Consider the following 2,334-nt stretch of genomic DNA (forward strand, 5'->3'; position numbering starts at 1 on the left):
CGACTGCTGCGCAGCGGTATCCCGATCGTGCAGTGCGCGGTGGCGGCGGCGCTGGCCTGGTGGGTCGCCTCCAGCGTCATCGGACACACGAGCCCGTTCTTCGCGCCCATCTCGGCGGTGATCTGCCTGGGCGCGTCGCTCGACCAGCGGATGCGGCGGGTGGTGGAACTCGTCGCTGGGGTCAGCGTCGGCATCCTGATCGGTGACCTGCTCATCTCGGTGATCGGTTCCGGGCCCTGGCAGCTGGCCCTGGTGGTCGGCCTGGCCATGTCGGTGGCGGTGTTCCTCGACGGGGGCGCGATGATCGCCCGGCAGGCCGCCTCCTCGGCCGTCCTCGTCACGGTGCTGTTGCCGCCGGGCGGCACGGAAGGGCTGGACCGCTTCGTCGACGCGCTCGTGGGCGGGCTGATCGCCCTGGCGGTGGCGGCCCTGCTGCCCGCCAACCCCCTGAGCGTGGCCCACCAGAAGGGCCGCGTCGTCCTCGGGGAGCTCGCCGACGCGCTGCGGGGGCTCGCGGTGGCGGTCTCCACGGGTGATCGCCGGCGGGCGGCGAGCGTGCTGACGCGGACCAGGGAGACCCAGCACGCGGTGGACCAGTTCCAGGAGGCGCTCCAGGCGGGCCAGGAGATCGCCAGGATCGCTCCGCTGCGGTGGCGGCGCCGGCGGGACCTGGAGCGCTACGTCATCGCCTCGAGCCGGGTGGACCTGGCCCTGCGGAACACCAGGGTGCTCGCCCGACGCGCCCACGCGGCCCTCCGGGACGGCGAGGAGGTGGCCCGGACGTTGCCGGCCCTGCTGGAACGCCTCGCGGGGGCGGTGGTGTTGCTGCGGGACGAGTTGTCCTCGGGCCGGGAACCCGTGCAGGCGCGGGCCGCGGCCAGCGCGGTGGCGAAGGCGGTGAACGCCGAGCTGCTGGAGTCCGGAGGCTTCTCCATGCGGGTGGTCGTGGCCCAGCTCAGGTCGGTCGCCGTGGACCTCCTCCAGGCCACCGGGATGAGCCGGGACGACGCCGTGGCGGTACTGCCGGCGTTGCACCGTGGACGGCGGACGACCGAGAAGTCCGACGAGCGGCCGGTGGACGACGCGGCGAGGTCCGGCCAGGACACCGGGGAGCGCGGAGGAGGTGGGGCGGGGCCACCGGCCGGCGGCTGAGCGTACCGCCGCCGGCGCCCCGTCGGCTCAGCCCTGGGGGCGGTGCAGCGCGCCGAGCAGTGCCCGGTGCAGGACCTCGTGGTCCCGGATGTCGTGCAGGGTGACCTCGCACGCCCCGAGCCGGTACCACTCGTCGGCCTCGGCGTAGCGCACCCACACGAACACCCGGCCGTGCTCGTCGCACTCCGTCCGCAGCTCCAGTTCACCGGTGATCACCCCGACCTCGTCGGTCATCACGCCCCCGGGCGGCGCGCTGAACGGGGAGAGAAGTTCCGGAGGGTTCGGCATGAGCCACCTGCTCTCGTTCCGGCGTACGTCACGGACAGTCGCGACGCTACGTGTCGAGCGCGCCGCCGGCGACCGTCCACACGCGATGTCAAGTGGCCTCACCGGATCGAATGAGCAGCCGGGGGTTCCGGGCCGGGGCGTGCCCGCTGCCGTCCCCTCCGCACGCGGTGGTGAGCCGGGAGGTGGGGCAGGAGGGCCTTCCCGGTTCCGCGTGCTCCGGCCCGACCGCCTCCGTTGTCCGACGGCCCGGCTCCACGGGACGGCAGACCTTCGGGGCGTGGCGGTAACGATGGGGGTCGTGCTGGTGCTGGTCTCGGCGCGGGGTGGGCGTTGGTGCCCACCACGGCGGCGGAAGGCGGACCCCTGCGGCGCACGATGTCGGTCGACCAGCGTGAACGCTTCCTCGTCGAGCGGCGGGGTCGTCGCGGTGACGCGGCCCGGCGAGCCCCGCTGGCGGTTCCGCTCGGGTACCACGACGAGCCCGGCGGCGAGGTGACGGACTCGATCGCGCTCGGTTCGGCGAAGGACCGGCTGCTCCGGGACAGCGGCACCCTCAGCTCCGCGTGCAGCGGGACACCCTCCCCTACGCCTACGTCACCGTGGAGGGGCCGGTGCGGTGGGACGAGTCGCCGAGCCGCGAGGACGGGCTCCGCATGGCGAACCGGTACCTGCCGGCGGAGCTGGCGGACCGTTACGTCGCGGGCACGCACGCGGAGGCCGTGGTGCTGCGGATTGCGGCCCGAGAGGTGGCTGAGCACCGACCAGACCGAGATGACCGAGACGCTGCTGGAGGAGCAGGGGACGCGTTCGACGACGTGATCCGCCGTTGTCGAGGGGGCGGGTGCGGTGCACCGGGGGGTGTCCCTATGTGGTTGTCAAGCCGCAGCCGGGGCG

2 protein-coding genes and 1 pseudogene are annotated in these 2,334 nt (G+C 74.0%); 2 read left to right on the top strand and 1 reads right to left on the bottom strand.

Annotated features, from left to right (window positions below; translation table 11 throughout):
* A partial coding sequence (locus tag ACTIDRAF_RS30820; RefSeq protein WP_016701154.1) for an FUSC family protein occupies positions 1–1,152 on the top strand: 1,152 nt, incomplete at its 5' end.
* 27 nt (positions 1,153–1,179) lie between these two features.
* Here ACTIDRAF_RS30820 and ACTIDRAF_RS0223560 read toward each other — a convergent pair.
* Complete coding sequence (locus ACTIDRAF_RS0223560) at positions 1,180–1,440, bottom strand: hypothetical protein (RefSeq protein WP_016701155.1); 261 nt, start codon at positions 1,438–1,440, stop codon at positions 1,180–1,182.
* A gap of 563 nt (positions 1,441–2,003) precedes the next feature.
* On the opposite strand from ACTIDRAF_RS0223560, the pseudogene ACTIDRAF_RS34635 reads away from it, so the two are divergent.
* Positions 2,004–2,334: pseudogene (locus tag ACTIDRAF_RS34635) on the top strand (hypothetical protein); the annotation flags it as partial.

It is taken from the genome of Actinoalloteichus spitiensis RMV-1378, assembly GCF_000239155.1.
Lineage (GTDB): Bacteria > Actinomycetota > Actinomycetes > Mycobacteriales > Pseudonocardiaceae > Actinoalloteichus_B > Actinoalloteichus_B spitiensis.